Annotated in this window: 22 protein-coding genes and 2 tRNA genes; 12 read left to right on the top strand and 12 right to left on the bottom strand. The window is 53.7% G+C overall.

Features of this window, described 5'->3' with window-relative positions:
• Positions 1-8: 8 nt before the first annotated feature.
• Both selD and IPH75_08860 read left to right on the top strand, forming a co-directional pair.
• Positions 9-1064: a selenide, water dikinase SelD gene (gene selD / locus IPH75_08865; GenBank protein MBK7142176.1), complete on the top strand. Its 1056-nt coding sequence runs from the start codon at positions 9-11 to the stop codon at positions 1062-1064.
• A 150-nt stretch (positions 1065-1214) separates the two neighbouring features.
• The gene (locus tag IPH75_08860; protein MBK7142175.1) at positions 1215-1838 is read left to right on the top strand and encodes a superoxide dismutase; all 624 of its coding nucleotides are present in this window, start codon (positions 1215-1217) and stop codon (positions 1836-1838) included.
• 87 nt (positions 1839-1925) lie between these two features.
• Here the strand turns inward: IPH75_08860 and IPH75_08855 are convergent, their stop codons facing one another.
• A complete protein-coding gene (locus IPH75_08855; GenBank protein MBK7142174.1) occupies positions 1926-2507 on the bottom strand; it encodes a superoxide dismutase in 582 nt (193 codons plus the stop codon).
• 406 nt (positions 2508-2913) lie between these two features.
• On the opposite strand from IPH75_08855, the gene IPH75_08850 reads away from it, so the two are divergent.
• The gene (locus IPH75_08850; GenBank protein ID MBK7142173.1) at positions 2914-3171 is read left to right on the top strand and encodes a hypothetical protein; all 258 of its coding nucleotides are present in this window, start codon (positions 2914-2916) and stop codon (positions 3169-3171) included.
• A 187-nt stretch (positions 3172-3358) separates the two neighbouring features.
• Positions 3359-3883 (top strand): DinB family protein, encoded by a 525-nt coding sequence (locus tag IPH75_08845; GenBank protein ID MBK7142172.1) that lies wholly within the window; start codon positions 3359-3361, stop codon positions 3881-3883.
• Between the two features lie 68 nt (positions 3884-3951).
• Here IPH75_08845 and IPH75_08840 read toward each other — a convergent pair whose 3' ends face one another.
• The 3 genes from IPH75_08840 to IPH75_08830 are packed head-to-tail and all read right to left on the bottom strand — an operon-like array spanning position 3952 to position 6472.
• Positions 3952-5292, bottom strand: a complete 1341-nt coding sequence (locus tag IPH75_08840; GenBank protein ID MBK7142171.1) for a glycine--tRNA ligase — start codon at positions 5290-5292, stop codon at positions 3952-3954.
• Entirely contained in the window at positions 5289-6098 is an 810-nt protein-coding gene (gene recO, locus IPH75_08835) for a DNA repair protein RecO (GenBank protein MBK7142170.1), read from the bottom strand. Before recO ends, IPH75_08840 begins: the two co-directional genes overlap by 4 nt.
• Positions 6099-6106: 8 nt before the next feature.
• Positions 6107-6472 carry a septum formation initiator family protein gene (locus tag IPH75_08830; GenBank protein ID MBK7142169.1) on the bottom strand — a complete coding sequence of 122 codons (366 nt, stop codon included), beginning with the start codon at positions 6470-6472 and terminating at the stop codon, positions 6107-6109.
• Between the two features lie 178 nt (positions 6473-6650).
• Between IPH75_08830 and IPH75_08825 the strand changes: the two genes are divergently transcribed.
• On the top strand, positions 6651-6851 hold the full coding sequence (locus IPH75_08825; protein ID MBK7142168.1) for a winged helix-turn-helix domain-containing protein: 201 nt from the start codon (positions 6651-6653) through the stop codon (positions 6849-6851).
• A gap of 45 nt (positions 6852-6896) precedes the next feature.
• Here IPH75_08825 and IPH75_08820 read toward each other — a convergent pair.
• A tRNA-Lys gene (locus IPH75_08820) sits at positions 6897-6969 on the bottom strand.
• Between the two features lie 15 nt (positions 6970-6984).
• Positions 6985-7056 (bottom strand) — tRNA-Lys (locus IPH75_08815).
• Positions 7057-7336: 280 nt separating this feature from the next.
• On the opposite strand from IPH75_08815, the gene lon reads away from it, so the two are divergent.
• The 4 genes from lon to IPH75_08795 all read left to right on the top strand — a co-directional run bounded on the left by lon (position 7337) and on the right by IPH75_08795 (position 12880).
• The gene (lon, locus tag IPH75_08810) at positions 7337-9811 is read left to right on the top strand and encodes an endopeptidase La (GenBank protein MBK7142167.1); all 2475 of its coding nucleotides are present in this window, start codon (positions 7337-7339) and stop codon (positions 9809-9811) included.
• A 77-nt stretch (positions 9812-9888) separates the two neighbouring features.
• Positions 9889-10440, top strand: a complete 552-nt coding sequence (locus tag IPH75_08805; protein MBK7142166.1) for a YihA family ribosome biogenesis GTP-binding protein — start codon at positions 9889-9891, stop codon at positions 10438-10440.
• Between the two features lie 8 nt (positions 10441-10448).
• Positions 10449-11723 carry an adenylosuccinate synthase gene (locus IPH75_08800; GenBank protein ID MBK7142165.1) on the top strand — a complete coding sequence of 425 codons (1275 nt, stop codon included), beginning with the start codon at positions 10449-10451 and terminating at the stop codon, positions 11721-11723.
• A gap of 590 nt (positions 11724-12313) precedes the next feature.
• On the top strand, positions 12314-12880 hold the full coding sequence (locus IPH75_08795) for a porin family protein (GenBank protein MBK7142164.1): 567 nt from the start codon (positions 12314-12316) through the stop codon (positions 12878-12880).
• Positions 12881-12954: 74 nt separating this feature from the next.
• Here the strand turns inward: IPH75_08795 and IPH75_08790 are convergent, their stop codons facing one another.
• Entirely contained in the window at positions 12955-13347 is a 393-nt protein-coding gene (locus tag IPH75_08790) for an ankyrin repeat domain-containing protein (protein ID MBK7142163.1), read from the bottom strand.
• Between the two features lie 244 nt (positions 13348-13591).
• Complete coding sequence (locus IPH75_08785) at positions 13592-14611, bottom strand: S41 family peptidase (protein ID MBK7142162.1); 1020 nt, start codon at positions 14609-14611, stop codon at positions 13592-13594.
• Between the two features lie 368 nt (positions 14612-14979).
• Between IPH75_08785 and IPH75_08780 the strand changes: the two genes are divergently transcribed.
• Positions 14980-15501, top strand: coding sequence for an FKBP-type peptidyl-prolyl cis-trans isomerase (locus IPH75_08780; protein MBK7142161.1), 522 nt, complete (start codon positions 14980-14982; stop codon positions 15499-15501).
• Positions 15502-15899: 398 nt separating this feature from the next.
• Entirely contained in the window at positions 15900-16661 is a 762-nt protein-coding gene (locus tag IPH75_08775; protein MBK7142160.1) for an outer membrane beta-barrel protein, read from the top strand.
• Between the two features lie 68 nt (positions 16662-16729).
• On the opposite strand, the gene IPH75_08770 is transcribed toward IPH75_08775, so the two are convergent.
• Together IPH75_08770 and IPH75_08765 are read right to left on the bottom strand one after the other, a co-directional pair.
• Entirely contained in the window at positions 16730-17893 is a 1164-nt protein-coding gene (locus IPH75_08770) for a PLP-dependent transferase (protein MBK7142159.1), read from the bottom strand.
• Positions 17893-18879 carry a cysteine synthase family protein gene (locus IPH75_08765; GenBank protein ID MBK7142158.1) on the bottom strand — a complete coding sequence of 329 codons (987 nt, stop codon included), beginning with the start codon at positions 18877-18879 and terminating at the stop codon, positions 17893-17895. Before IPH75_08765 ends, IPH75_08770 begins: the two co-directional genes overlap by 1 nt.
• Positions 18880-19198: 319 nt before the next feature.
• Between IPH75_08765 and IPH75_08760 the strand changes: the two genes are divergently transcribed.
• Entirely contained in the window at positions 19199-19375 is a 177-nt protein-coding gene (locus IPH75_08760; protein ID MBK7142157.1) for a hypothetical protein, read from the top strand.
• Positions 19376-19398: 23 nt separating this feature from the next.
• Here IPH75_08760 and greA read toward each other — a convergent pair whose 3' ends face one another.
• Together greA and IPH75_08750 are read right to left on the bottom strand one after the other, a co-directional pair.
• On the bottom strand, positions 19399-19875 hold the full coding sequence (gene greA, locus IPH75_08755; protein ID MBK7142156.1) for a transcription elongation factor GreA: 477 nt from the start codon (positions 19873-19875) through the stop codon (positions 19399-19401).
• A gap of 37 nt (positions 19876-19912) precedes the next feature.
• Positions 19913-21283 (bottom strand): sodium:solute symporter family protein, encoded by a 1371-nt coding sequence (locus IPH75_08750; protein ID MBK7142155.1) that lies wholly within the window; start codon positions 21281-21283, stop codon positions 19913-19915.
• Between the last annotated feature and the right edge of the window lie 5 nt (positions 21284-21288).

Raw genomic sequence — 21288 nt, 5'->3', positions numbered from 1 at the left:
TTCACTGCATGGATGACCGGAAAAAAGAGATCACTATCAAATTGACGGCCGAAGTCAGCTGCGCGGGTTGAGCCTCCAAACTGGGGCCGGCGGTGCTGGCTGAAGCGCTCAAATCTGTGCCACAATCGAAACATCCCGACCTGTTAGTCGGCTTTAACAAAGCCGATGATGCCGGGGTCTTTCGCTTGTCCGAAAATCTGGCGCTGGTTCAGACGGTCGACTTTTTCCCGCCGATCGTTGATGATCCCTATTGGTTTGGCCAGATAGCGGCGGCGAACGCCCTCTCCGATGTTTTTGCCATGGGCGGCAAACCGCTTACGGCTTTGAATATCGTCGGCTTTCCGATCTCAACCATGCCGTTGTCTATTCTGACCGAGATCCTCCGTGGCGGTGCCGAGAAGGTCGAAGAGGCTGGCGCTGTAGTGGTTGGCGGACACTCCATCAAAGACAAGGAACTGAAGTTTGGCGTATCGGTCACCGGGATCGTTGACCCACACAAAGTAGTCACCAATTCCGGCGCTCAGCCGGGCGATGTCATATTCCTGACTAAGTCGCTCGGTACCGGCCTGATAACCACCGGTATCAAACGTGGCAAAGTCGGCGATGATCTCGCGATGGTCGCCATTCAGAGCATGGCCGCTCTGAATCGGACTGCTGCAGAACTGATGGTCAAGCATGGAGCTCACGCCGCCACCGATATCACCGGCTACGGCCTGCTCGGCCACGCGTATGAAATGGCCGCAGGCTCGGATATCTCTATCCGGATCGTGGCATCTGCATTGCCGCTATTACCTGACGTTCTCGCGTTGGCCGAACTCGGCATGATCCCCGGTGGAGCCAATGACAATCGCGCCTATCTTGAGCCGTTTGTTTCGATTGCCGCGACTGTTCACAAGAATCTCGTGGCGGTAATGTATGACCCGCAGACGTCCGGCGGACTTTTTATCGCCCTTCCCGAATCCACTGCCGATGCATTCCAATCCGAGGCCGACTCTGTGGGCTTGGCAGTCTCTCGCATCGGCCGGGTGGAACCGCGCGCCGATACCTATCTGATTGTTGAGTAATCGGTTGTAGTTCCGTCGAAAATCTCCTCGGCACTATCTTAGACTACATTACTCTATGTAATCTACTTTCCTCTTTACAGCTTTCCGCCCCGTCTGTATTATCAGCCTGCTTGTAGTGGCCAACAATTTTAAGCACAAGGAGGCTACACCATGGCTGACCGTTACAAAATAAAGCCGCTCCCCTACGCGTACGATAAACTCGACGGCATCTCACAGCAAACCAATACCTTCCACCATGACACCCATTACGCCGGGTATGTCAAAAAACGGAACGAAGTGATGGAGAAGCTGGCAGCCGCGGATCGCTCTGCCGCCAATGCCAACTACTCCGAATTCGGCGGACTGAAACGTCATGAGACTTTCAATGCCGCTGGCCAACGTCTGCATGAGCTCTACTGGGATATTCTCGGTGGCGACGGCAAACCGACCGGCGAGGTTCTCAAGCATATCGAACGCTCGTACGGCTCATTCGATAATTGGGTCGCCGATTTTAAGGCATCCTCGATGATCGCCCTTGGCTGGGTCATCCTCGCCTGGGATCCGGGTGACGACAATCTGTATAATTTCACCGGCGACTCACACAATCAGGGTGGTGTCTGGGGGACCTTCCCGCTCCTCGCTATCGATGTTTTCGAGCATGCCTACTACCATGACCAGGGGCCAGCCCGCGCGAAATATATCGATGCTTTTGTGAAGAATATCAACTGGCAGGAAGTGGAACGCCGCTATCAGATCTTCAAGAAGATCGCCGGCGAATTCAAAACCAACTGGTAGGAAAACTCAGTCACACGAAAATTGGCTATCGTCATCCCGAGCCCTCGCCTTGTCAATTCGACAAAGCGAGGGTGTCGGGATCTCTTTTTACTTCCCGAAATTCTCTTCCACAAACTTCCAGTTTACCAGATTCCAGAAATTGGTGACATAATCCGGGCGGGCATTGCGGAAATCGATATAGTACGCATGCTCCCAGACATCGCAGGTCAAGAGCGGCATCTTGCCGTCGCGAAGCGGATTATCCGCATTAGGCGTTTTTTCGATCGCCAACGAACCATCCTTGGTCTTCACCAGCCATGCCCAACCGGAGCCAAACTGTGTGGTCGCGGCCTCGGCGAATTTCATTTTGAAATTGTCAAACGACCCGAACTGCGTAGCGATTGCCTCGGCCAGTTTCCCCGATGGTGCTTTGCTTGAGTTCGGCGTCAGACAATGCCAGAAAAAGGTATGATTCCAGACCTGGGCGCCGTTGTTGAATATCCCGCCAGACGCTTTCCGGATAATATCTTCGAGAGACGCATTCTCGAACTCTGTCCCCGGTATCAGTTTATTGAGATTAACAACGTAGGCATTGTGATGTTTGCCGTAATGAAAATTTAACGTTTCCTCCGACATCAGCGGCGCAAGGGCCGTGCGTGGATACGGAAGTTCCGGCAATTGATGGGTCATCTGTTACCTCCTCGTCTCCCAACCGGTTGTAGACTTTCGGTTGGTCATGTGCTGTCATGAAAAGAGAGCATGTTATCTGCGTTAACTGAATTGAGCATAGACTGAGTGACCAATCTTGTCAATCTGTTTTTGAATTGACCTCAAACTCGATGGCATCCTAACTGGTATAACCTTCGTAGTGACCAGTGAAGGTATAGGTGATAGTCACTGCAATCGTGGCTTAGTAAGAGCAACTTAGTCTTGTCTTGCGCAAGAGCTTGCGCGAGAAAGTGACAGGTTTCCCCTGATTTTAGTTGCAGTTGTTAAGAGAGACGGTAGTTTTCCGATGTACTGAGTATAGCAGGGTGGTCGGGGAACGGCGTTCCGCTTCTCAGGTAAGCATCACAAGGGAGTTGGATTACACGAGATGGAAATCGGCCTGATCTATTCTGAAAAGGACCCGCAACAATCGGCGGCCCGTAACTTTGTTCATCGCTTTGTCAAAGAGCGCGGTATTCTGGCGAATATCATCGAGTCTGACCAGCCGGTTACTTCTCCCACGATTATCATCAACGGCCGTTCATTGACTGACCTTCGACGGAGCCCGCGCGAAACATCTACCCGGATGTTCCCCAATATCGACGACATCGCCCGCGCGCTCGAACAGCACTTCTGGTCTCTCTAGGCATTTCTGATTATTGGATATCAAGAACCCCGCCTTCGCGGGGCTTTTTTTGTATCTCATTCAATTCACTCGCACCACCACCGGAACTTTCTATTGTATCTGTGATGAAACCTGAGTTTCTGTTTCGACGTTTCGCATTTATGTAATGAGAGTCAACTATCGTTCAGAACACACTCAGGGAGTAAAGATGAATCTGTCCATACCACGATCGATCGAGATCCTTGAACGCACACCGTATGTACTCGAAGTACTCCTGCGCGACCTGCCCCCCTTCTGGACTGAGAATAACGAAGGTCCGGAGACCTGGTCACCGTACGATATCATCGGCCATCTCATTCATGGTGAACGTGCTGATTGGATAGAAAGGATGCAAATCATCCTCTCGTCTGGCGACCGGCGGGAATTCAAACCATTTGACCGCTTTGCTCAATTGCGCGAGAGTAAAGGGAAGTCGCTTACTGAACTGCTTAGCGAATTCAAGACTTTGCGCGCGGCAAATGTCGCCACCCTGCGATCACTCAACCTGACCGATGATGACCTGAAGAAAACCGGCACACATCCGGCCCTCGGTGAGGTAACTCTCGCCCAACTTCTCGCAACCTGGACCGTACATGATCTCGATCATATCTCCCAGATTTCCCGCGTGATGGCCAAGCAGTATATTGACGACGTCGGCCCGTGGAAAGAGTACCTGAAAGTCCTCAGGTCATAATCAGACAGACGTACGCCAAACAAAAACGGGTCCATTTCTGGACCCGTGAAATCACCTGAAAGAACCCCCTATCCGTTCACCTTCTCATCTAAAAACGCCACGATCTGGTCAAAGCTCATCCGGCTCTGCTCCATCGTGTCGCGATCGCGCACTGTCATCGTATGATTGGCCAGCGACTCACCATCGATCGTGATGCAATACGGACAGCCGGCTTCGTCCATGCGCGCGTACCGACGGCCCACCGCGCCTGAATCATCAAAGAAGACTTTGAATTTCTTCTTCAAATCGTGATAAACTTTCTCAGCGTATTCCGGCATCCCCTCTTTGTTGACCAAGGGGAAGATCGCCGCTTTGAGTGGTGCGATGCGCGGTGACAAACGCAAAAAGACGCGCTGCTCTCCCTTCACTTCGATCTCGTCGTAGGCATCGACCAGAGTCGTTAACAATGTCCGATCGCACCCTGCCGAGGTCTCGATAATGAAGGGCACGAATTTCTCGGTGAACCGCTCGTCAAAATAGCGAAGATCCTTCTTTGTTGCTTCCATATGGCGGCCCAGATCGAAATCGGTCCGGTTGTGAACTCCCTCGAGTTCATGCCAACCGAACGGATATTCATATTCGATATCGTACGCCGCTTTGGCATAGTGGGCCAACTCTCCCTCGCCATGCTGGTGCCAGCGAAGTTTGTTCATCTTGATGCCGAGCCGCTCGTACCATGCCCAGCGCTGTTCGCGCCAGTACTCGAACCACTTGTCATCCTCGGTCGGATGAATGAAAAACTGCATCTCCATCTGCTCAAACTCGCGCGTGCGGAAAATGAAATTCCCTGGCGTGATCTCGTTGCGGAACGCTTTGCCGATCTGCGCGATACCAAACGGAATTTTCTGCCGCGATGAGTTCTTCACATTGAGGAAATTGACATAGATACCCTGCGCCGTCTCCGGGCGCATGTAGACTGTCGCGGACTCATCCTCGACCGGCCCCATAAAGGTCTTGAACATCAGGTTGAATTTGCGCGCCTCGGTCAATTCACCACCGCATTCCAGTGGCGATTTGGATGGCTTCAAAGGGCAGCGGGCCTCTTCCAGTTTATCCGCGCGGAAACGGGCTTTGCATTTTTTGCAGTCGACCATCGGGTCGGTGAAATTGGCGACATGGCCGGAGGTCACCCAGACCTGCGGATGCATCAATATCGCGGCATCGAGCCCTTCGATATCATCCCGGCGATTGGTCATGGCATCCCACCAAAAGGTCTTGATATTCCGTTTCAGTTCGGCCCCCAACGGACCATAATCCCAGCAGGAACCAAGTCCGCCGTAGATCTCCGATGACGGAAAGACGTATCCGCGACGCTTGCACAGCGAAACGATCTTGTCCATAGTATCCGAGGTAGCCTGTTTTGCGCTCATCGCGAATCCTTCTCCAACGTCAAATGGCTGTTTCTCAGCTTCTCCAGGAATTCCAGTGATTTCAGTCCCGACACCAGGCCGGACTGGTAGCTGAGGAATTTGGTCAATGTATCGATCAGTAGCGAGGCTTCCTGGTATCCGATCGGAACGGTCGACGCTTCATCCAGCGACGCCGTCTGCAGGCGAGATAACACCCGGTAGCTCTCGGCAGAAAGCCCAATATAATACTCTCCCTCCCGTTGGCAAGCGGGACATACCACCCCTCCCCGTTCCGGGGAAAAGAGCACCGGCTTCTCGATTTTAGTCCGGTGATTCGTCTCTTTGCCGCAATCAATGCAATAGGCTAGCGACGGATGATACCCGAGGTGCGACAACAGCCGAAGGAAGAAGGCGAGAAAGATCGCGGGAAGGTAATGTTTCTCGGCAGTATCGATATGCCGAAGATAACTGATCAGATAGTCATAGAGAAGCGTATGAGATTCTTCTTCAGGAAGCAGCAGATAAAGCAGTTCGCAGGCCGCAGAGCCATACGCCAATCGGCCGAGTGTCCCTTCTCGCTCGAATGAAAACTGCTCAAGCAGATCAACATCGTTGATATAGCCGCGTTCGGTTTTCTCGGAATAATGAAAGCCGATCTCCAGCCGCGAAAACGGGATCAGTCTTCCGCGCTTCGAAGTGATCGATCTCCCGCCTTTGTCGATCAATGGCATTTTGCCGAATTCTCGACTCAACATCACGACGGTGCGGGATGATTCCGCCCAATTGAATGTCTTGAGGATGACTGCTTCAGACTTTTCGCGTGCCATATACCGTTTTACCGGTAACGCAGGCGATAGAGCGTCTCATTCGGCAGCGCCATATGATATTTGGTGCGGGCGATATATGAGATATAGAGTGAATCAGAACGGAGCATCTCGCGCTCGTGAGTGGCATCGATGAGGATCGTCAATTGGCGACGGTTTGCTTCCTGCAGCCCTTTCTTTTCCAGCTCCAGGCGGACAATTCGCGGCACGCCGTAATCCCCGCTGACAAAGGACCAGCCGAAAAAGATCGCGATCAGCCAGAAACTGATCGTGATCAGGCGGCGACGCGTCTGCGGGTTCTCTTTGGCCAGCCGCTTGACAAATGACCCTGCAGGGGTAAACAGCGATGGCCGTGCTTTGGTGACTCGACGTGGCATGGGGCGAATAAATGACTGTTCAATAGCCAACGCAAGATTTTTTCAAACTTGTTATCCGACAATCGCTTGACATCCGATATCCGCTTGCGCCACCAATCCTCACCGCAAACAAACTTGACTTCGCTTCCCACAATTCTTATCCCCCTCACAGTTAGTATTAAATCTCAAGGAGCGGAATATGGAAACTCAAATCGGCAAGGTCGCCGGCGTTATATGGGATATCTTGCAGGAAAAGGGGGAAGTCAGCCTCTCCCAGCTCCCCAAACTGGTCGCAGAAAAGGACACGATTGTCTACCAGGGTTTGGGATGGCTCGCACGTGAAGGAAAGATCAGCTACCGGGCCGACAAAAATCGGACATTTGTTGATTTGAAGAAATAACTGACGGGCTATCGATTGCTGGGAAATTGAATCGGCAAAAAAAAATGCGCCATCAAGGACTCGAACCTTGGACCCGCTGATTAAGAGTCAGCTGCTCTACCAGCTGAGCTAATGGCGCATTCGATATCTTAAGTGAGGGTGGATGGGATCGAACCATCGACTCCCTGCTTAAAAGGCAGGTGCTCTACCACTGAGCTACACCCCCAGCCGTTGTCATTTTCGAGACGGAACCGACTGGGCTTGTCGGGCACAAACGCCCTCACGCGGCCTAGCGCCCGCCGTGCCAGACGCCTAAAATAGGGAGATGTACCCGGATGTCAACCGGTTTTTCCCCCTGTCGCTCCCTCAAATCACTCTCCCGCGGGTCATCCCCCCACAATCATTTCTGACCCGCAATCGGCAGCACCACACAGAGTTCCGACTCTCCGAAGACCACTGGCGTCGCGCCTCCGGAAAAGATATTTACGCCACCCTCTTCATCCGTTATGTTGAGTCAGTCCGCCCTGCAGTCAAGCCGGACGGGCTATAACCAGAATTGGACAAATACTGCTGTGAAGATACATCACAACGCTGAAGATATCGAGATCCGCTCGACCCTCCCGATCATCCCGCTCCGCGATGTTGTCGTTTATCCGCATATGATCTATCCGCTCCTGATCGGACGGAAACTGACGATCAATGCGCTGCAGGAAGCAATGGTCCAGGAGAAGCAGATGTTTCTCGTGGCCCAGCGTTCTCCCTCGATCGACAACCCCAAGGCCGCTGATCTCTACACGGTCGGTGTTGTTGCCCGCATCCTGCAGGTAATGAAAATGCCGAATGGCACGCTCAAAGTGCTGGTCGAGGGGCTGGTCCGCGCGGAGATTCTTTCGATCTCCAAGACCAACAATTACCTCACTGCCAAACTCAAACTGGCATCGGCACCGGAAAAACCGTTCGACCGCGAGATCGAGGCCCTCTCTCGCGCGGTCTCCGAGCAGTTCGCCGAATATGTGCGACTCAATCGACGCATCCCGGATGAAGTGTTGGTATCTGTCGCCTCGATCGAACGATACGATCAACTGGCCGACACTATTGCGGCCCAGATCATCCAGAAGATCGATGCCAAACAGCGGGTACTCGAAGCGTTTGATGTCAGAGAGCAGTTGCAGTTGCTCTCCAAAGTTCTGCGTGATGAGATAGATATTCTCAAGATAGAACAGAAGATTGATGGTTCCATTCGCGACGCCCTCAATCGCTCACATCGCGAAGCATACCTTCAGCAACAACTGAAAGCGATCAAGGATGAACTTGGCCAGGGCGACGAAGCAACCGCTGAGGTCGAAGACCTGCTGACCAAGCTGGAGAGCCTTCCCTATCCGGAGAAGGTCAGAACCAAAGCCGAGGAAGAGATCAAGAAGTTGAGCAAGATGCACCCCTTCTCTGCCGAAGCCGGTGTTGTTCGCTCGTATCTCGATTGGCTGCTTGGTATCCCCTGGACTATCCTGACCGAAGATCGCACCGACTTTGCCGAAGTCCGTACTATACTCGACAACGATCATTACGGCCTCGAGAAACCGAAAAAGCGGATACTGGAACATCTGGCCGTCATCCGACTGGCTGGAAAGGTCAAAGGCCCGATCCTCTGTCTGGTCGGTCCTCCCGGTGTCGGCAAAACCTCGATCGGACGTTCAGTCGCCCGCGCGATGGGACGTGAGTTCATTCGTATGTCCCTCGGCGGCGTACATGATGAAGCAGAAATACGCGGCCATCGGCGCACCTATATCGGCGCTCTCCCCGGTCGCATCATCCAGTCCCTCAAGAAGGCCGGCTCTGCCAATCCGGTCTTTCTCCTCGACGAGATCGACAAGCTGGGAAAAGATTTTCGCGGCGACCCTGCCTCGGCCCTGCTTGAGGTATTGGACCCCGAACAGAACAATACATTCTATGACAATTATCTCGAGGTAGAATTCGACCTCTCGAATATCCTCTTCATCACGACCGCCAATTCAATGAGTTCGATCCCCATAGCTCTGCGCGACCGGATGGAGATCATCCGCCTTCCCGGCTATCTCGATTTCGAGAAAGCCGCGATTGCCAAGCAGTACCTTGTCCCCAAACAGATGAATGAGGTGGGTGTCCAGAAGTATGGGATTGAACTGGCCGATGACGCCGTTTTCGAATTGATCCGTTACTACACGCGCGAGGCTGGTGTCCGCGAACTGGAGCGACGCATCAGCGCGATCCTTCGCCAGACGGCAGTTGAGATCGCTGGCGGCAAGAAGATGAAGAAGCTCCTGATCAAAGGGAACAAAGTTGCCGCCTATCTCGGTCCGCGCAAATATACCGACACCAATGTCAAACAGCAGCCGACTATCGGCTATGCGGTCGGCCTCGCTTGGACAGAACTTGGCGGAGAAGTCCTCCCGGTCGAGGTTGTCCCAATGCATGGCAAGGCGAAATTGACCCTCACCGGCTCGCTGGGCGAAGTGATGCGCGAGTCCGCCACAGCCGGACTCTCATACATCCGGAAGCATTCTCTGACCTTCGGCCTGAATGAGAACTTCTTCGATGACCTGGAACTGCATGTTCATGTTCCCGAAGGCGCGGTTCCCAAAGATGGTCCATCTGCAGGAATAACGCTCTTGACCGCGTTGTTGTCATCGTTGACCAACATTCCGGTTCGAACTGATATCGCCATGACCGGCGAAGTGACGCTTACCGGCGATGTCTTGCCGATCGGCGGGTTGAATGAGAAGTTGCTGGCCGCCAAACGACACGGCATCCTGACTGTGCTGATTCCGGAGCGAAATCGCAAGGATCTAATCGAGATGCCCAAGGAATTGCTGGACGGACTCAAATTGCACTTTGTACGGAATATTGACGATGTTTTGAAACTCGCCATGACCCGTTCACCGTATACCACAGCGCGCCCCCGTACCGGCAGTCGGACCGGGGCACGGATCGCGCGCGCCCATTAAGCGCGCTAATATGACCGAGGAGAAGCACCATCGGCGCTAAGAAATTCAGTGGTCAGTTTGTCGGCTCGTACTTCGCGATGTCGCAGTTGCCGAAAGATAGTCGCCCGCAGGTAGCCCTGGCCGGGCGTTCTAATGTCGGCAAGTCTACCCTGCTCAACCGACTGGTTGGACATCGCAATCTGGCCAAAGTCTCCTCGACTCCCGGCAAAACGAGATCGCTCAACTTCTTCTCGGTCAGTGACCGGTTCTATTTGGTTGACCTTCCCGGCTATGGGTATGCCAAGGTCTCCAAGTCGCTCAAGGATGAGTGGGGGAAATTGATCGAGACCTATCTCCGGACCTCCCCCAATCTGACCGGACTGGTGATTTTGCTGGATGTTCGACGTGATGTTACGGATGACGATCTCCAGATGCTGGAGTGGCTCGCCAAGCGATCCCTCCCGGTCCTGGCTGTCGTCACCAAAACCGATAAGGTGAGCCGGAATCTCTGTAACAAGAAAGTAGCCGACGTAGAACGTCAACTTGAAATCCCGGCTATACCATTCTCGTCGATCACCGGGATCGGCAAAGATGAATTGATCGGGTCGATCCTCGACCTGATCTCCACCACCACCACCGCCAAAGGGTGAAGGATACGATGGGTAAGAACAGAGTTGTCATTGGGTGTCAATGGGGCGACGAAGGTAAAGGTAAGATCGTCGACCTCCTTGCTGCCGACGCTGATGTCATCGCACGCTGCCAGGGTGGGGCCAATGCCGGCCACACCGTCTGTGTCGGCGACAAGAAATATGTACTGCACCTTATCCCGTCGGGAATCATCCAGCCGGGAAAGATCTGTTACATCGGCAATGGCGTCGTCCTCGACCCGTTTACCTTCAAAGATGAACTCGATTTTCTGGTCAGCAAAGGGATCGAATACAAAAATCGCCTCTTCATCTCTCCCGCCACCAACCTGGTGCTGCCATATCACAAGCTGATTGATGCCGTCGAAGAAGAGACCCGGGGCACTTCGTCTATCGGCACCACGATGCGCGGGATTGGCCCGGCATACGTTGATAAAGTCGCGCGCCACGGTATCCGGATGATCGATCTGTTCAATCCAGAGAGATTGCGTCACCGGCTCGAATACAACGCCAAGATGAAATCACGTTATCTCGAAGGTTCCACCGACGAGCGCGCCAACATTGAAGTGACGTTGGAAAAACTGAAAGCGCTGGTCGAACTCTTCCGTCCGATGGTGGTTGATGTTTCGCTCCATCTCAATCAGGCGTACCGTCAGGGAAAGAAAATACTCTTCGAGGGCGCGCAAGGGACGATGCTTGATGTTGACCTGGGGACCTACCCCTATGCGACATCATCCAACACTATCACCGGCGGCGTATTGACCGGACTGGGTGTTGGCCCGAAGATGATCGATGAGGTGATCGGCGTGGTCAAAGCATACTCGACACGCGTCGGCGCGGGACCTTTCCCGACTGAACTGATTGATGCTGTCGGCGAGAAGATCCGCGCGGTTGGCGATGAGTACGGTGCGACCACCGGACGCCCCCGTCGAACGGGATGGCTTGACCTGGTGGCACTTCGCCACGCAGTGCGAATCAACGGCGTTGATTCAATCGCTATTACCAAGCTTGACGTTCTCGATGATATGGATGAGATCAAGGTCTGCACCGACTACCAGCTCGATGGCCGTACGATCCATGAAGTGCCACTCGATCTGGCGGAACTGCAGTTCACCAAACCGGTCTATACGACTATGCCGGGCTGGAAAGCCGACACCACCGGGATCACATCTTTTGCGGCCTTACCGGAGAAAGCGCGCACGTATCTTGAGTATATCGCGAAGGATCTGGGAGTGACGATCTGCCTGGTCTCGACCGGCGCGAAGCGCGAAGAGACGATATTGGTCTAACTGGAAAGTTAGCGAATATCTCTTGCGAGCGAAGTAGAGCTTCTCGACAGCAGACTTGGTATACAAACCAAAGCATCATTCCGCGCAGGCGGGAATCCAGCCTTCGGATACCGTCGCATTTGCAGACAACAGTTACCACCAAACTAATGAAAGGTCTTGTCTCACGGAACCGCTTCTAGTTCCGCGAGTCCATAAAAATTTCACACTCTGCATTTCCTTTCACATTGTCGTTTTGCATCGACAACATCACACATCGAAACATCCTCTACTGCAAAGATATAGCCATATTTGAAGCTGGACTCAACTTATCCATTTCCAAACAACAGGCATAAATTCGTTTACTCTGTCGGGATATTGACATCGCATCACCGCCGCTCGCGGGTATAAGAGACATGAACAGAACAGAAAGAGGACATTTGCGAGGACCTCCGGTCCGTGCTTTCTCGAGCGATGTATCTTTTATGACGTCTCTGGAGCGAAGCATCTGCTTCGTTTTTTTTTCATCAGCAGACCCGGAGTAGACAACTGCTCGGATCTCTGTCGCGTTGAATTTCAGGTTGGGGCGAACGTGATGAGAATTGGAGGACAAGATGAGGAAGAGACTTCCCATGGCGATCTGTCTGGCAGTGCTCGCGTTGTTGCCGCTGTCGGCCAACAGTCAATCGAGCGCATATCTCGGCCCGCACCTGGGTATTCAGAAATCGCCCGATGCAGAGAATTCAAATTATCTGGTTGGCGCTACGCTGCGCCTGCCACTGCTACCGGCACTCAGCCTGGAAGGGGATGTCGGTTACCGACAGGAAGAATATGGCTCTGGTTCCTCAGAAGTCACGGTCAAGGATTGGCCGCTCACTGTCACTGGCCTGCTGTATCCGCTTCCGGTGATCTATGGAGGGATCGGCGGCGGCTGGTATAACTCTACGATCGACTATTCAAGTACCTACAATGCGGCCGGTATTGAAGATGAAACAACGCAGGATTTCGGCTGGCATCTGGCTGCCGGAGTGGAACTACCTACCTCGGCGCGTGTCAAACTGTTCGGCGATGTGAGGTATGTCTTTCTCGATCGCGAGTTTGAGGATATCCCAGGAGACGTCCTGGACGGCGCCAAATCGGATTTCTATTCGATCAACGTCGGCCTGCTATTCGGTCTCTAAGTTGATCAGTGAACCACGGTCCCGAAGCGAACATCAGCGACGGGATCGTGGGGATCGAAAGCCAGCGGCCGCAATCACCAGAGCGGCAGGCGTGCTTCTTTCAGCCCTTTACTTTCGAGATACGCAAGCAGTTCGGCAGCGGCGTCTCCACCCCGCTTCGCATGATGAAGCAGCGTGTACCCGTGCGGACCCTTCGCATTCAAGAGTGACGGAAAGTCCTCCAGTGCCTGCTTCACCAGTGCAGTCTTGCCGAGCATGGTCAGCACAAAGATATTCGGACGCGCCCCCTGGCCGATCAGATAGTTCGCTATCTCATCATCGCCGACATGCCCGGCTCCTTCGAGCGCTGTCTCGAAATCGCCACCCCCCCAATCCCAGGTCGCATACAGGAGGTTTGGATTCTCCGCCAGCATCGCCTTGACCTTGACGAGGTCATTATGTCCGGCGGCAACGAAATCTTTTACCAGATCATCGGCGAAACGTGGCGGTTTAGGCGGGGCTGCGGGTTTCTGTTGCGTGGTGTCGGACTGTGCCAGAAGTGTCGGGGCGATAATCGCTGTGCCGACAGTCAATGAGGCCGCGGTGAGGAAAGTTCGTCGATGCATGCGTTTTTCTCCGGATAATGAACAGTGGCGTACCGTTGGAGAAATAGACGATGAAAAAGTGGATTTGTTGCATCCAGAATTGGACGCGAGCCGGCCTGCCGATTGCCTAGTGCTTTCGCAACCACTTCACAGCCGCCGCGATCTTTGCGTCAGCTTCAAGCAAATCAAAGTAATCATACTTCGCGACCACGGTGTCAGGCTCTACCGCATGCCGATAGACCACCTTGTTCCTGTCAGCTACGAAGGTCGTCGCGAAGTTCATCCAGAGATTCGGCGCAAACTGAAAATAGCCGTTGGATGTGGTGTAACCATCGGCGGTCGGTTCACCGATGAGAATCGTATTCGGCCGTCCTTTGAACGCGATCGCAGTCGCGCTCCCCGAACTCCGTGTCACCGGGCCGATCAACACCGCGACAGGAAGGGATGTCAGGTTCAGTACGGACTCCGGCGCCAGATCTGTGGCCCGATACCCGCCGATAACAAAATCGCTGCCTTGCAGCTCCCATACACGGGCTACGCTGTCATCGGGGGTCATTTCGTACCCGACCACGCCGTCTCCGAGAAGTGGACTCAAGCCGGCCAGCATAGGATAAAGATTGCCGCCGCCGTTCAATCTAAGATCTATTACGAACCCTTTTCGGTTATGCGTGGACAGCATACTAATAGAAGCGTAGACCTGCGTAGCCAGGAGATTGATGTCGTCAATGTTTGCTGCTTGCATCCCCGGCACCCGAATATACGCGTACCCTGACTTTAAGGTGGAAGCAAAAATATGATTCGTTTCGTCGTTCGCCCGCTTTGTGAGTGACTTCACTTTGGATCGCGTGTATTTGTCAGGAGCCGCATAGTGTCCGAAATACTGATCATTCAGGAAGATCTGCGAATGAACATCACCAAGCGCACGCAGTACTTCCACAAAACAGCGCATGGTATCTTCGAGCGTTGCGGCGGACTTGATATTCGATGCAAACGAGCTGTCGATCGGCTGCCAGTCAACCTCCAGTCGATGCACTGAATTGTATTTCATGAAAGTGTAGACCGAGTCGACATTGGCGGGGAATTGGGCGAAAGCCAGAAGAGGCGATGAGACAAGGGCGATGCAAACCAACAGCCATTTCAAGATCATGAGAATCCCAGTGCAAGGTGTTCAGTTCTTCTATCGGTAATCTACACGGTCTGGGGCTGCTGTGCAATCGGGGCCGATCCCCCAAATAATTAAAGCGCCGCTGGTATGGGCGGCGCTTCAATATTTCCTAAGGGTCGTATGAAAAAGCTAAGACTAAGCTACAAAACCGGCCGTTCCGTATGTCACCCGACTGTCATCGAATACGACTTTTTCCGTTATTTTCCGGAAATTTCCCTCTCCCCCGCGTTTTTCCGGCCAATTAGACTCATTTTCTGCTGGAACTGCCTCCCCCCTATCATGTATTTTCCGATTCCGGCCGCCAGGCCGTCAAAACGATAGCTGAAGAACTCAAGATAGGAGACAATTCAATGAGAAGACTGGTCCTCGGGATAGCCCTGATGTCGCTGCTTGGAGCGGTGGTCTGTGCGAACAGCGCCGACACCACGAAAAAGGCGGCCGACCCCAAAGCCGAAAAAACTGAGATGAAACCGGCCGAAAAGGCCGATAGCGCGGCCACCCCCGCAGAAAAGAAGGCCGAAGTGGTCACTACCAAATCCGGATTACAGATTATCGATCATAAGGTTGGCGAAGGTGCCGAGGCCCGCACCGGGATGCGTGTGGCGGTCCACTACACCGGCTGGCTCAATGACAATGGCAAACGCGGCAAAGAATTCGACAGCTCCCGCCCGAGCGGTCAGCCGTACGTCATAACTCTTGGCGCCAAGCAGGTAATTGATGGTTGGGAAGAAGGGATTGTCGGGATGAAGGTCGGCGGCAAGCGGGAACTGATCATCCCTCCGACACTCGCTTACGGCAAGAGCGGCTATCCGGGGTATATTCCGCCCGATGCGACTCTGATTTTTGAGCTGGAGTTGATGGACGCTCAGTAAGTTTTTGGAAAATAACGGCTTACCATGATGATGCGGTGAGCTGGAAATAATTAAGGCGCTGTGGGATTCCCGCAGCGCCTTAATTTTCTTAAAGAGGTAACATAAGAAAAGCTAAAGGTAACGCATCTGTTATAACGCAATCATGTCCGAAAAGTGTCCACGTTTTACATATTTTTTTGTAGAATTTTTTGCCCCGTCCACGTTCTGATTTGAATACCCGATTGCCAATCAATATGTTAGGGCGCTGCGTGGCGACTATCAGAGACTCACATAATCTTTGATTCATCGGCAACGAACGGCGCGCGCACGCTCCCTCCCTCAAACTTGATATTTCCTTGCTCACCCTGGGCCGAGCCATTATCTTGCAACAAGATAGCGGTTCAAACTGGGGAATTCTCATGCGAAGTCCGGCGCTCAAACAGCTTCTCTTTCTGCTCATATTCAGCCTGATGTTGGGTATTAGCTCATCCGATGCCCGCACACCTGTGTCAATAAGACTGATTGGCGGATTAACACAATCAGCCTCAGATGCGGTTTACAACGAAACCGACGATCTCACGCCGGTTTTCGGTCTGGGCGCCAGGTATACGCTTTCCAGCCGACACTCACTCTTTCTTGATATCGAGCGGATTCAGCGATGGCCGGATTTCACTTACACCCTTTTTGCAGACACGACACTGTCGCGCGAACCGTTGTCGGATGCAGTGGGTGGCAGTAATTCGCTGGTAGTCTATCCAATCACGCTCGGATATCAATTCGCGTTATCAACGAAGCAGGGTGCCCGCCTCGCCCCCTATCTGTCAGTCGGACTTAGCGCCGTGCGACTCAGTCTGCCGCCCGATCTTAGTAATAGGTATCCGTCACTGGAACCGGGGAGCAGCGAATCATTTGGAGAATCATCCAGTGGTGGTCATAGCTGGAAATTTGGCGCGATGTTTGGTCTGGGGTGTAGTATGCGGATCAACGCATGGGCTTCCCTTGCGGGAACCGCGTATTATCGGCACTTGGATCTCCCCGGCAACAACTCGACCACTGGAAGAGCAGACACACAGCAGAACATCAGCGGTAATGTTTTCGAAGGCACATCCTACGACCAGGCCCCAGTCAGAGCACGCGTCGGCGGATTCGAAGGAAAACTGATCCTTGAATTTCGTCTCTAAGCAGAGCCACTCACAAATGAAAAGGGCTGGTCAGTCGACCAGCCCTTTTTGTTTGCCAATACTCAGGACTATTTCATTGCCGCGAAGGCGTGCGTCAGGTCCGAGATCAGATCATCCGCGTGCTCTATCCCGACCGACAGACGGATCAGATTATCCGTGATACCGTTCGCTTCACGAACATCTTTCGGGATCGAGGCATGGGTCATCGCCGCCGGGTGATTGATCAACGACTCTACCCCGCCCAATGACTCCGCCAGAATGAACACTTTGGTCGCGGTGACGAATTTCTTCACTTTCTCAAAATCCGCCTTAACCGTAAACGAAACCATCCCGCCCGGCATAGTCATCCCGTTCGCAACCTGCTTTCCATCGGCGCCAGGGAAAAATATCTTGTCGACAGCATCGACTGTCTCAAGGTACTCCACCACTTTCATCGCGTTGATGGAGTGGCGCTCCATGCGAAGATGCAGGGTCTTCAGTCCGCGAATCACCAGCCATGACTGGAATGGATCAAGCACGCCACCAACCGCAAACTGGTTGAAGCGGACTCGCTCGGCGAGCGCTTCATCTTTGACTATCAACGCTCCGGCGATAACATCGCAATGCCCGCCCAGATATTTGGAGGCGGAGTGATGGACAATATCCGCTCCCAATTCCAGCGGGCGCTGGATATACGGGGTGGCGAATGTATTGTCTACTGCCAGCAGGATATTGTGCTTTTTAGCGATCGCGGAAACCGCGGCGATATCGATGATCTTGAGCAGCGGATTGGTCGGGGTTTCAGTCCAGAAGAGTCTGGTGTTCGGCTTGACTGCCTTTTCGAAATTGGCCGGATCGGTCCCATCGATATAGCTGAAATCGAGCCCGAAATTGCGCATCAGTCTTTCAAACAGGCGCCGGGTGCCGCCATAGAGGTCATCGACCGCTACCACATGGTCGCCTGACTTAAGCAGGTCGAGTACCGCATTGAGGGCTGCGAGTCCGGATGAAAATGCAAACCCGTGCGAACCTCCCTCCAAGTCGGCCAGGATTTCTTCCAGTGCCGCGCGCGTTGGGTTGGCCCAGCGTGAATAAACATAGCCGGATTCATCCCCGGGGAAGCCTACCCGATAGGTTGAGCTGGGGAAGATCGCCTGGGTGACGCCGCCGGTTTGATCGGCCGCGATCTGTCCTGAGTGGATCGCTTTGGTTTCGAAGCGGAAGTTTTTCCAGCGTTTATCTTTACTCTCCATTAGAGGAGTCCTTTCTCGCGCATCCAGCCATCGGAGTACATTTTGCTGATATATTTCGACCCGGAATCGGGGAGGATCACCACGACCACCTTATCTTTGTCCAGGGTCGCGGCATGCTTTAGAGCGACATGCACTGCTGCACCCGATGATCCACCTGCCAGGATCCCCTCTTTGCGGGCAAGATCTCGTCCCGCCGCAAAACACTCTTTGTCCGTCACCTGGTAGATCTGGTCGATGACAGAGAAGTCGATGGTCGGACAGAGCATATCTTCGCCGATCCCTTCAACCAGATAGGTGTGGGGCTCAATCATTGTCCGGTCTTTATGATACTGGTAGTAGATCGAGCCGATCGGGTCGGCGGCGACCACCTGAATTTTCGGGTTCTTTTCTTTGAGATACTTGGCGATCCCGGAGACAGTCCCGCCGGTGCCGATCCCGCCGACAAACACATCGAATTTCCCCTCGGTCTGCTTGTACAGCTCAGGGCCGGTGATCTTGTAGTGCGCCTCGATATTGTCGAGATTGAAATACTGCCCGATCATGTAGGAATTGTCGGTCTCGCGGTGGAGTCGTTTGGCGGTTTCGTAGTAGCTTTCGGGGGATTCTGCCGGTACCGCCGTTTTGCAGACATGGACCTGGGCGCCGAACGCCTTGAGCGTGTCGACCTTTTCGTTGGACATTTTGTCCGGGATTGTCAGGATTGCCTTGAATCCATTGACCGCCGCAAACATGGCAACGGCCGCCCCGGTATTACCGGAGGTCGCCTCGATGATCGTCCCGCCCGGTTTCAGGTCGCCGCGACGGATCGCCTGTTCCAGGATATAGACCGCCATGCGATCTTTGACCGAGCCGGTTGGATTGAGGAACTCCAGTTTGACCAGCACGGTCGCCTCGACCCCGCGTTCCTGGGGCATCCGCTGGAGGCGGACAAGGGGGGTGTCGCCGATCGTCTGGGTGATATTCTCGGCATAAAATCGTTCAGTCATGGTCCAGAACTTTCTGTGAGCAGTTGCTGTTATCGCCTCATCGGGCGGACCCGGGCGGCCTGGCTATGAATATGACAAACACCGCCGGAGGGGATTCGTTCAGTTTTTCCATCCGGCCGATATCCATGCAGTAAACGGGATTTGGACCCGGTTCGTCAACTACTGTTCCGTAGGGACGGACCGTGAAAAAACAATTGACAGTCAACATGGCAGATTGTACTCATAGTCGGCTCAGGAATCCGCGAGGCTGACTGACCCGCGGAGCGGGGCGGATAAGGTACCAACCAGGCCAATAACAGAGGGTATTGAGGTAAGAAGCATGTTCTGCAATCAGTGCAACGAGAAGATCGTCGGAAAACCAGTCAAACAGGGGGCGGAATATTACTGCTCGCTGGAATGCGCCAACCTGGCCTCCGGCATCGACCCCGAAGAAGAAGCCGAAGAATATTTCGAAGAAGAACAGATCAACAACGAGTTTTTTGAAGAAGAAGAGTAGCTGGCCGGAAAACGGCCGACAGGCTATTCGCGCGATATCTTCAGGATCTCATACTTGAGCATCCCGGCCGGGACCTGGATCTGGACTACATCGCCGATCGCTTTCCCTAGCAACGATGCGCCGATCGGTGATTTTATCGAGATAATATCATTGTCGACATCTGCCTCGTCCGCCGGGGCGATCGTATAGAGGATCTCCTCACCATCCCGCAAATCCTTGACCAACACACGGGAAAAGAGATAAACCTTGTCGTTCGGGATCTTGTCGACATCGACAGTCCGGACCCGTGCCAGCTTATCCTCGATCTCGGCGATCTTCCGCTCGATATGGCGCTGCGCCTCTTTGGCGGCATGGTACTCGGCGTTCTCGGAGAGATCGCCCAGCTCCATAGCCCGCTTGATCTCGGCAATGATCCGGGGACGGTCCTCAAATTTTAGCTTTTTGAGCTCCGACTCCATCTTGATCCGGCCATCTTTGGAAAGGTAAATATGGTCGCTCATAGAGGTCCAATATATGGTTTTGAGTGGCGTCTGGCAACTAATGCTGTCGACGGGCCAAAAGCAGATAGAGAATTAGCGAAAGCCCCAGCCCCGGCAGGATCGGCTCTATCCCCAGCCAATATTCCCCTCCCTGCCAATACGAAGAGAGGTACCAGACCAACGACAGCGCGCCTGAGAGCAAGATTGAGAGCATCGCCGACCTCCCGCTGAACCGTCGTTTCCCGACAAACGAACTGACCACCGGCACCACAAGCGCCGGCGCCCCGATCGATCCAAACGCATACCAGATATCTACCGCTGACCTGAAGAAAAGCCCCACCGCCAGCGCCAACAGAGTAGAGACGCCAAGACCGATCCGGGTCATCCGGGTGATCTTTGCTTCATCGAATGGTCGTATCCGTCGGAGGAGATCGTTGCTGAAGGTCGAAGCCGCAATAAACGAGTAGGAGTCGACAGTCGACATGACAGTCACCAGCATCGCGACCGCAAACAGCCCGGAGATCCCAACCGGCAAGACCTGATTGGCCAGAGTTGGATAGGCGGCGAGCGGATCGGCAAGTTCTGGCAGCAGCGCGCGGGCATAGAGGCCGCACGAGGTCGTCATAAAATCAAAGATCGCCCAGCAGCAGACAGAGAGAATGATCCCGCGTCTGGCGATCTGAGGAGTTTTGGCAGCGTAACATCGCTGAAAAAAGGCAGGTTCTGTCAGAGTAGTCAGGGCGATGAAATACCAGACCGCGATCGCCCAGATCGAGCGCCCCCCATGCCAGGTAAGATGTGTATCGGGGACATTGGCAGAGACAAAGCCAAGGCCACCGTAGGTCGCGATCAGGAAGATCAGCAGCACGGCAAACCCAAGAAACATCAGGCCGAACTGCATCAGGTCGTTCCGGATCAGCGCACTGAACCCACCGGCGAATACGTAGATGGTCGAAAAGCCTGTCCCAGCCAACACGCCGACCCAGAAAGGCCAGCCAAAGAGCATCTGGAAGAGCACTCCGAGCATAACGATATATGCGCCCGGGATCGCCATCAGAAAAACGATGGTCGCCCCGGCGAGAGCGGCTGGTTTGCCGTAGACCTGCGCCAGACGATCGGGGATAGTCAGCAGTTCTGTTTCGCGCGCTTTGCGTGCCAGAAAGAGTGCGAAGAGCAGCGCCGCAACATAATACGGAACGCCAAGCACCAGCCAGTTGGAGAGTCCGTAATTGTACGAATACTCCCCCACTCCCAGGATTCCGCCATAATAGGTTGAGACGAGACTGGCGACAAACGCGGGGAGAGTCAACACTCTCCCGCCTATGATCAGTTCTGTCGCCGAGCTATCCGGTCGAATACGACGGCTCACCCCGAGGTACATCTGCACCGCGAGATAGGCAATGATGATCGCGTAGTCGACCGGATGCATAATTC

The sequence above is a fragment of the bacterium genome, from assembly GCA_016708025.1.
Lineage (GTDB): Bacteria > Zixibacteria > MSB-5A5 > GN15 > FEB-12 > FEB-12.
This window is presented reverse-complemented; position numbering and strand designations above follow the sequence as displayed.

Excerpts from the sequence above, each read along its gene's own strand:
- IPH75_08860 (MBK7142175.1), top strand. The coding sequence starts at position 1,215 with ATGGCTGACCGTTACAAAATAAAGCCGCTCCCCTACGCGTACGATAAA.
- IPH75_08855 (MBK7142174.1), bottom strand. The coding sequence starts at position 2,507 with ATGACCCATCAATTGCCGGAACTTCCGTATCCACGCACGGCCCTTGCG.
- IPH75_08850 (MBK7142173.1), top strand. The coding sequence starts at position 2,914 with ATGGAAATCGGCCTGATCTATTCTGAAAAGGACCCGCAACAATCGGCG.
- IPH75_08845 (MBK7142172.1), top strand. The coding sequence starts at position 3,359 with ATGAATCTGTCCATACCACGATCGATCGAGATCCTTGAACGCACACCG.
- IPH75_08840 (MBK7142171.1), bottom strand. The coding sequence starts at position 5,292 with ATGAGCGCAAAACAGGCTACCTCGGATACTATGGACAAGATCGTTTCG.
- recO (MBK7142170.1), bottom strand. The coding sequence starts at position 6,098 with ATGGCACGCGAAAAGTCTGAAGCAGTCATCCTCAAGACATTCAATTGG.
- IPH75_08830 (MBK7142169.1), bottom strand. The coding sequence starts at position 6,472 with ATGCCACGTCGAGTCACCAAAGCACGGCCATCGCTGTTTACCCCTGCA.
- IPH75_08825 (MBK7142168.1), top strand. The coding sequence starts at position 6,651 with ATGGAAACTCAAATCGGCAAGGTCGCCGGCGTTATATGGGATATCTTG.
- lon (MBK7142167.1), top strand. The coding sequence starts at position 7,337 with ATGTTGAGTCAGTCCGCCCTGCAGTCAAGCCGGACGGGCTATAACCAG.
- IPH75_08805 (MBK7142166.1), top strand. The coding sequence starts at position 9,889 with ATGTCGCAGTTGCCGAAAGATAGTCGCCCGCAGGTAGCCCTGGCCGGG.
- IPH75_08800 (MBK7142165.1), top strand. The coding sequence starts at position 10,449 with ATGGGTAAGAACAGAGTTGTCATTGGGTGTCAATGGGGCGACGAAGGT.
- IPH75_08795 (MBK7142164.1), top strand. The coding sequence starts at position 12,314 with ATGAGGAAGAGACTTCCCATGGCGATCTGTCTGGCAGTGCTCGCGTTG.
- IPH75_08785 (MBK7142162.1), bottom strand. The coding sequence starts at position 14,611 with ATGATCTTGAAATGGCTGTTGGTTTGCATCGCCCTTGTCTCATCGCCT.
- IPH75_08780 (MBK7142161.1), top strand. The coding sequence starts at position 14,980 with ATGAGAAGACTGGTCCTCGGGATAGCCCTGATGTCGCTGCTTGGAGCG.
- IPH75_08775 (MBK7142160.1), top strand. The coding sequence starts at position 15,900 with ATGCGAAGTCCGGCGCTCAAACAGCTTCTCTTTCTGCTCATATTCAGC.
- IPH75_08770 (MBK7142159.1), bottom strand. The coding sequence starts at position 17,893 with ATGGAGAGTAAAGATAAACGCTGGAAAAACTTCCGCTTCGAAACCAAA.
- IPH75_08765 (MBK7142158.1), bottom strand. The coding sequence starts at position 18,879 with ATGACTGAACGATTTTATGCCGAGAATATCACCCAGACGATCGGCGAC.
- IPH75_08760 (MBK7142157.1), top strand. The coding sequence starts at position 19,199 with ATGTTCTGCAATCAGTGCAACGAGAAGATCGTCGGAAAACCAGTCAAA.
- greA (MBK7142156.1), bottom strand. The coding sequence starts at position 19,875 with ATGAGCGACCATATTTACCTTTCCAAAGATGGCCGGATCAAGATGGAG.
- IPH75_08750 (MBK7142155.1), bottom strand. The coding sequence starts at position 21,283 with ATGCATCCGGTCGACTACGCGATCATCATTGCCTATCTCGCGGTGCAG.